The sequence below is a fragment of the Xanthomonas fragariae genome (genome assembly GCF_900183975.1).
Classification (GTDB): domain Bacteria; phylum Pseudomonadota; class Gammaproteobacteria; order Xanthomonadales; family Xanthomonadaceae; genus Xanthomonas; species Xanthomonas fragariae.
In genome coordinates this window covers 22463-29233 of sequence record NZ_LT853883.1, presented here as the reverse complement: position 1 = coordinate 29233, position 6771 = coordinate 22463, and the positions used below count along the sequence as shown (strand labels likewise).

Here is a 6771-nt window from a genome sequence, read left to right as displayed (position 1 = left end):
GCCGCGCTCCTTCCACTACTAGCCACATAGCGAACATGACGACGCTGGCGAGCGCGGCTGGCACTCGACCCATCAAACCGCGCGTAATCACGAAAACAAACAACGCACTGAGCAGTCCCAGAACAACCGCCTTCAACATAGCTGTTTCCCTCTTCTCCGTCATTTTAAGGGGGCGCCCTGGCAAGCGACCCGCGTTTTCAGTGGATCATCCGAAGGGAAGCCCTTTCGGGCCTCCCTTCGGGCGCGCGTTACAGGTCAATCGGCACGGCAGACATGCCGGCGCCATTCATGCGGCTGTAGCCGTCGTCGTGGGTCACGAAGACCGCCGCAGCCGTCGCACTCTTATCGACCTTCAAGCGGTCACTGTGCTTGCCCAAAGCCACCTCGATATCGCCCGCGATACATTGATTGCAGTAGACATGTAGACCGCTCAATCGCGCGTTCCAAAGCGCACCGCTGTAGTAATCGGAAAGCGTCGGCTTGGCGATCCCGTCTCTTTTGAAGTTACTTTCAAAGCGGCGATAGACCGCATCGATAGCTTTCTGCACGGCGGCATCGGGTGTAGTAGCGGTAGCAGAAAATGAAGTCGGCGCCAAAGCGGACACTCTGCCCTTCCATCATGTGATAGATGGAACCCTTGTAGTCGATGCAGCCATCGAAATATGACGCCTCGAAATGACGGGCGACGGCTTTCACCTGTTCTTCGTTCGGGCCATCTGTCCACCTAACATTGATCGAGGCGCCGCCGCTGTAGGTGTGGCTCTTGACGCTGAACTTGATCCCTGGAAAGGCTTCCTTGAGGGCTTTGCGAATTAGCTTGGCCGTCTCGGCACAAGTAAAATACTTGGTAGCCATGCTTTAACTCCGTAACAGTTAAGGTGTCGGTGAGAAGCCTCGCCACGGTTGCCGCCGTGCGGGGCTTCGCTTTTTGCAGTGCCAGTCGATCACTGCATGGTTAAATTATATGTTGACTTTTATAGAAAGTCAATAGTTTTATCAACCTTTTCGGTTTGCTATTGTTCATCATGTCGCACATAATGCTACTTCCCGTAGTAGCAGATTTGTATGTTTTGATGTGGAGCGGCAGACATGGACAAACTCGAAATCTCGAAGCTTCGCGAAATTCCCCTTAAAGCTGTTCTAGAGCGTTTCGGCGCGCAGCCAGACCCGCAGGACCCAAAGCGCAATTGGAAGTCGCATGCGGGCCGTATCACGGTCACGGATGGGAAGTTCTACAACCACGACCAGGCGCAAGGCGGTGGGGGATCAATAGACCTCGCGATGCACTTAGGCGGGTTCAAGTTCAAAGAGGCTGTTGCTTGGCTCGGCGGCAACATCAGCCGCGACGCAGCAATCAATCAATACCAGGCAGAAGCACGCAAGCACGCAGAGCGCATCCTTGACACGACGCCAGCGCCAAAACTCCACGTACCTGAGCCGGTGGTGGGCAAGCTCGACCGCGTGCGCAACTACTTGACCGTCAAGCGAGGCATCCCCGAAGCCATTGTCGATAACGCGATAGACAAAGGGCGCTTGTGGGCCGACAAATACGCGAACGCTGTTTTCAGCCTGCGCGATCTCGAAGGGAAGCAGATCGGCGCCGAATTACGCGGCACGTCCGACAAGCCGTTTCACGGCGTGCGCGGCGAGAAAGGTCTGTTTTTCACTGGCACGTCGAAGCCCAAGACTGCCGTGTTCGTTGAGTCGGCCATCGATGCCATGAGCTACCAGGCCATTCACCCGAACACCTTGGTGATCGGCACTGCCGGCAGCGGCCGCGACATGCTGACAGCTGCTGCGCGAGCGCTCGATGAAAAAGGCTTCAAACTCGTCGCCGGTTTCGACGCTGATAAGTCCGGCGATGCTCAAAGCAAGGTCCTTGCAGCAGCCGTTCAAAGCCCTGTTGAGCGTCAACTGCCAACCACAGGCAAAGACTGGAACGACGAACTAAAAGCCCAGCGAACCGCAGTCCGTAGCGCCGAAGAAGTAGAACGGTAATCCCTCCCGCCCGAAACGTGTTTGCTACTGAGACATTGCCATGACATGCCGCCCACCCCATGCCCTGACCGCCGCGCTCTTCGCCGCGACGTTGTCGCTTACTGCCTGGTCGCAAGACGCTTTGCCTGCCACAGCCTTCCCCGCCGTCGATGCGGCTACGCAAAAAAGCCGCGACAAAACACGCCAACAAATCCTGCAAAGCGAACTGGCTACGGAAAAGAAAGCCTACGACGACGCAAACGGCGCGCTGTCGGCCGCGATCAGCGGCAAGCAGCTTTCCGACAAGATCGACGCTCTAAAGCAGTCCGTGCTCGACCATCAGAAGAACGTCGAAGCCATCCAAGGCGAGCTTGCCAATCTCGATAGGGCGCCAAGTGGAGCAAAGGCAGCGCTTGTAGCGGTGCGGGCGCGTGCTGCCGCCACGCCTATGACCGATCAGCGGCCGGCACCGTATTGGGACGTGTACAACCGTCCCCAACCGCAACCAGCCGATGCGCAATGACAGGTTGACAAAATTGAACAATACAGGTTAGTCAAATTTCTATTTGACACTTTCGCATGTTTTGTTGCTACAATATAGCCATAAATGTATTGCAGAAAATGCTATCATGCGGCGACAGAACAGGCATCCCGAGCTACAATTTTTGATTTTGATGTACGGGATAGCCATGAACGCAATCGACGAGCAAGAACTGATGGACTACGTGGCAAACGGGGTTATTTCGCAGTTCAAGATTCGCGAGACTGACGAAGAACGGTTTTGCCTGGTTGTAACCGTCTCGTGGAAAGAGGGGGACTGCATCCTAACAAGCGCACGCAAGACACCTCGCGTATGGGCCAACGTGAACACGCTGGCGAATTTCCTTCGGGGCCTAAATCTTCCCAAGGTCCCGATCAATCTAGAATTATCATTCAAGGCACCAACATGACGAAGCAAACAACTCCCGCGCGTAATCATTTCCTCTCATGCGCCGACCTCATCTTCGCTGCCTTTCTCGCGACCCTGCTCTGCTGCATTCCTGGCATCGCCAGCGCTAGCTCCCCGTTCGCGGGTGGTACGTCTGGCTTGTCGAACGATATTGTAACCATCCTCTCGCCGGTTGCCGGCATCGCCATCATCGCCGTGGCCGTGCTTTGCTGGTTCGGCAAAATCTCTTGGTATTGGTTTGTCGGCATCGTAGTTGGCATTGTCCTGTTCTTCGGCAAGGATCAAATCGTTAGCTGGATTCGCGGGCTGTTCGGCGTTTAACCGCGAGGCTTCCATGAGCAAGAACGACGGAATCATCGTTGACACGTTGTTCGTGGGGCCGACGCGCCCCACGATGTTCTGGGGCGTGACGTGGCAAGCCTTCGTCATCAACATCATAGTGACAATGGAAGCCTTCATCTGGACGCGCGATCTGCGCTGGCTTCTGCTGTTTGTCCCCATTCATGGCATCTGCTTCCTGATCTGCATGCGCGATCCACGCACGTTTGAATTGCTCATGCAGTGGGGGCCGACGAAAGGCTTCGCCTTCTTCGGCAATTTCGCCTATTGGCGAGCCGCCACATTCAGTCCCTTGGAACTTCACATCCCACGCAAACGATCCTTCTTCCGTAGAAGGAAATCGAGGAAGGTGCTGTAATGACAGCGACGGTAGATGCAAGCGCGAGCGTGCCATTCGGCGTGAGCCGGTTTTGTCGAAGAACATCCCTTACTCCGTCCACCTGACACCGACTGCTATCCAGACGGAGCACCACGATTACCTCATTGTGCTGCGCTTGACTGGTGCTAGCTTCGAGAGCGCCGACGATGAGCAAGTCAACAACTGGCACCATCGTCTGAATGGCCTTCTGCGAAGCATCGCTTCGCAGAATGTCGCCGTCTGGCAGCACATCGTTCGCCGACCGGAAAATAAATATCCAGACGGTGAATTTCCCGAAGGCTTTGCCGCCGACCTCGATGAGAAGTACGCCGCTCGCGTGAGCGGCGAATTGCTTATGGTCAACGAACTGTATTTGACGGTGGTGTATCGCCCGCACCCCTCAATGGTCGGCAAAGCCCTTTGGTCGTTGGTTTCCTCCGGCACCCCCCAAGCGTTCGCGCAAGAACGGACCGAATCAATCGACGCGCTCGAAAAGGTAGTGCGTGAAGTCGAATCGTCGCTGTCTCGATACGACGTTGAACGGCTCGGCATCTATGAGCACAACGGCGTGTATTTCAGTGAGCCCCTTGAGTTCTTTGCATTCCTTGTCAATAGTGAGTGGCAACGTATTCCGCTCGCTCAAGCGCCGTTGCGCACTCTAATTCCCACGACGCGCCCGTTCTTTGGCAACGAAGCAATCGAACTGCGCTCGCCGACGAAAACGACATATGGCGCGATGCTCGGCATCAACGCTTACCCGCCCGAATCAAAGTCGGTGTTCTTGAATCACCTGCTCACGCAGCCATTTTCATTCGTGTTGTCGCAATCGTTCAGCTTCCTGCAAATGGAAAGCGCACGTTGGAAGCTGAAACTGTCGAAGAACCGGATGATTAACTCCGGCGACGATGCCCTCTCGCAAGTCGATGAAATCGATGATGCGGTCGATGATCTGACCGCACGCCGCTGGGTGATGGGGCGACCATCACTTTAGCCTGTTCGTGAAAGCCGGCAGCTTGCGCGAACTGAACGATCACATCGCTGAAGCGCGAACGGCTCTGTCAGAAGGCGGCATCACGGCCGCGCGCGAAGACCTCGCAATTGCTTCGGCCTTTTGGGCGCAGCTACCGGCGCAGTTCAAGTTACGTCCGCGACTGTCGCCGATCAACAGTAAGAACATGGCCGGCTTCGCCCCGTTGCATAACTTCCCGCAAGGCCGGCGCCGTGGCAACCATTGGGGCGATGCACTCACGATGTTCATCACGTCGGCCGACACGCCCTACTATTTCAGCTTCCACGCGGCCGATCCGTTTGACGAAAGCGGCGGCACGAAAAAGGACGTGGGCCATACGCTCGTGCTCGGCCCGACCGGCAGCGGCAAGACCGCGCTCATTGCCTTCCTGCTGTGCATGTTGCAGAAGTTCGGCGTGACTTCGGTTCTCTTCACGAAGGACCGCGATACCGAACTGGTCATTCGTGCCCTCGGTGGCACCTACTACCCGATCAAGCCAGGCGAGCCGACCGGCTGGAATCCGTTCTGGCTCGACCCGGCCAAACCTGGCACCGTGCAGTATCTGAACCGCTTCGTGCGACGCCTTTGCACCCGCCCCTCTCAAACATTGAGCGTCACCGACGAAATCGACATTGAACAGGCAATCAATGCGGTGCTTCGCATGGACCTCGAACATCGCCGGCTCGGCCGCGTGCTCGACTTCCTGACCAAAGACCGCAGCGGCATTTATGCGCAGTTGCAGCGATGGTGCTATGCACGCGAGCACGGCAAGCCGGATGGCCCGAACGCTTGGCTCTTCGATAATCCGCGCGACACGCTTATCGATAACTTCGGTTCGGCACTGACTACCGGCTTCGACGTAACTTCATTCCTGAAAGATGATGAATTACGCTCGCCGATCAACATGCACCTGTTCCACCTGACCGAAAGCCTCATCGACGGTCGGCGGCTCGCACTGTTTATCGCCGAATTCTGGCGTGCGTTGGGCGACCCGGAAATGGCTGACTTCGCCAAGGATCAGTTGAAAACGATCCGTAAAAAGAACGGCTTCGTCGTGCTCGATTCGCAGTCGCCTAGCGACGCTCTGAACCATCCGATCAGCCGAACACTGATTGAGCAAACGCCGACGAAGATTCTGTTCTCCAACCCCGATGCCGTGTACAGCGAATACACCAGCGGCGGTCTTAACTGCTCGGATCGTGAATTCGATCTTGTCAAGAAAGACATCCAAGAGGGCTCCAGGATGTTCCTTGTCAAGCAGGGGCATCACTCTGTCGTCGCCAAGCTAGACCTCAAGGGCTTCGACCGTGAGTTGGCTCTGCTGTCCAGCCGCGAGGCCAACATCGAAGTCGTTCAGCAGTTGATCGCGCAGTTCGGGCAAGACCCGATTAAATGGCTTCCCCACTTTGACCAACACAGGAGAGAAGCATGAAGAACGCCAAGAATACCGCCCTTGCGGTGGCTATTTTCCTTTCCGTAGCAGTCACGCCGTTGCCTTCGTTCGCGACCGGTATGCCGGTCGTGGACATTGCCGCCATCGAGAAAGCGATCCAGCAAGTCAGCTACTTGCAGCAGCAGTTGAAGCAGATGAATGACCAGTTGGATGCGATGAGTGGTGATCGCGGCATGGCCGGCCTCCTCTCCGGTCAAAACCGCAACTACCTACCCGCTGACTGGAACAGCGCCATGAACGTACTGAACAGCGGCGACGGCTCGTTTGGCTCACTCGCATCGGCCGCGCATCAAATCAAACAGATGCAGTCGGTTCTTTCCAGCTCTGACCTGAGCCGGCTGTCTCCGCAAATGCAGCAGTATCTTGACAAGGTTCGAAACGTCTCAGCCTCCCAACAGGCATTGGGGCAACAGGCTTACGCCACGGCCAGCCAGCGCGTCAATCTCCTGCAAACACTCACCAATCACATTTCCTCAGCTACCGATCCCAAGGCCGTGTGGGACTTGCAGGCGCGCATCCAGTCCGAGCAATCGCAGTTACAGAACGATCAGTCGCGGCTTCAAAGCGTGGCGCAGTTGACCCAAGCACAAAGCGTGGCGACCAAGCAAATGGCTAACGAACTGCGCGCGCAAACCAGCGGCACCGGCAATTTCCCGTCGCTCGATACATCGGTCGGCACTAACTAA

General features: G+C 56.3%; 10 protein-coding genes. 8 read left to right on the top strand and 2 right to left on the bottom strand.

Annotated elements, in window-relative coordinates; all coding sequences use genetic code 11:
• Positions 1–248: 248 nt before the first annotated feature.
• Positions 249–548, bottom strand: coding sequence for a hypothetical protein (locus PD885_RS22325; RefSeq protein ID WP_231895783.1), 300 nt, complete (start codon positions 546–548; stop codon positions 249–251).
• Complete coding sequence (locus tag PD885_RS22320) at positions 511–855, bottom strand: LPD29 domain-containing protein (protein WP_231895782.1); 345 nt, start codon at positions 853–855, stop codon at positions 511–513. Before PD885_RS22320 ends, PD885_RS22325 begins: the two co-directional genes overlap by 38 nt.
• A 234-nt stretch (positions 856–1089) precedes the next feature.
• Here PD885_RS22320 and PD885_RS20020 point away from each other — a divergent pair, with 234 nt between their 5' ends.
• From PD885_RS20020 to PD885_RS19985, 8 genes are all read left to right on the top strand, one after another.
• Positions 1090–1998 (top strand): DUF3991 and TOPRIM domain-containing protein, encoded by a 909-nt coding sequence (locus PD885_RS20020; protein WP_002805094.1) that lies wholly within the window; start codon positions 1090–1092, stop codon positions 1996–1998.
• Positions 1999–2038: 40 nt separating this feature from the next.
• Positions 2039–2500: a hypothetical protein gene (locus PD885_RS20015; protein WP_002805097.1), complete on the top strand. Its 462-nt coding sequence runs from the start codon at positions 2039–2041 to the stop codon at positions 2498–2500.
• A 166-nt stretch (positions 2501–2666) separates the two neighbouring features.
• Positions 2667–2927 carry a hypothetical protein gene (locus PD885_RS20010; RefSeq protein WP_145954080.1) on the top strand — a complete coding sequence of 87 codons (261 nt, stop codon included), beginning with the start codon at positions 2667–2669 and terminating at the stop codon, positions 2925–2927.
• The gene (locus tag PD885_RS20005) at positions 2924–3247 is read left to right on the top strand and encodes a TrbC/VirB2 family protein (protein WP_002805100.1); all 324 of its coding nucleotides are present in this window, start codon (positions 2924–2926) and stop codon (positions 3245–3247) included. Before PD885_RS20010 ends, PD885_RS20005 begins: the two co-directional genes overlap by 4 nt.
• Before the next feature lie 13 nt (positions 3248–3260).
• Positions 3261–3623 (top strand): VirB3 family type IV secretion system protein, encoded by a 363-nt coding sequence (locus PD885_RS20000; protein WP_002805102.1) that lies wholly within the window; start codon positions 3261–3263, stop codon positions 3621–3623.
• Between the two features lie 52 nt (positions 3624–3675).
• Positions 3676–4614 (top strand): VirB4 family type IV secretion/conjugal transfer ATPase, encoded by a 939-nt coding sequence (locus PD885_RS19995; RefSeq protein ID WP_145954119.1) that lies wholly within the window; start codon positions 3676–3678, stop codon positions 4612–4614.
• Between the two features lie 22 nt (positions 4615–4636).
• Positions 4637–6064 carry a TraG/VirB4 family ATPase gene (locus tag PD885_RS19990; RefSeq protein ID WP_231895781.1) on the top strand — a complete coding sequence of 476 codons (1428 nt, stop codon included), beginning with the start codon at positions 4637–4639 and terminating at the stop codon, positions 6062–6064.
• On the top strand, positions 6061–6771 hold the full coding sequence (locus PD885_RS19985) for a TrbJ/VirB5 family protein (protein ID WP_002805311.1): 711 nt from the start codon (positions 6061–6063) through the stop codon (positions 6769–6771). Before PD885_RS19990 ends, PD885_RS19985 begins: the two co-directional genes overlap by 4 nt.

Bases quoted from the DNA above. Each gene is read 5' to 3' on its own strand.
- PD885_RS22320 (WP_231895782.1), bottom strand. From the start codon at position 855: ATGGCTACCAAGTATTTTACTTGTGCCGAGACGGCCAAGCTAATTCGC.
- PD885_RS20005 (WP_002805100.1), top strand. From the start codon at position 2,924: ATGACGAAGCAAACAACTCCCGCGCGTAATCATTTCCTCTCATGCGCC.
- PD885_RS20020 (WP_002805094.1), top strand. From the start codon at position 1,090: ATGGACAAACTCGAAATCTCGAAGCTTCGCGAAATTCCCCTTAAAGCT.
- PD885_RS20015 (WP_002805097.1), top strand. From the start codon at position 2,039: ATGACATGCCGCCCACCCCATGCCCTGACCGCCGCGCTCTTCGCCGCG.
- PD885_RS20000 (WP_002805102.1), top strand. From the start codon at position 3,261: ATGAGCAAGAACGACGGAATCATCGTTGACACGTTGTTCGTGGGGCCG.
- PD885_RS20010 (WP_145954080.1), top strand. From the start codon at position 2,667: ATGAACGCAATCGACGAGCAAGAACTGATGGACTACGTGGCAAACGGG.
- PD885_RS19985 (WP_002805311.1), top strand. From the start codon at position 6,061: ATGAAGAACGCCAAGAATACCGCCCTTGCGGTGGCTATTTTCCTTTCC.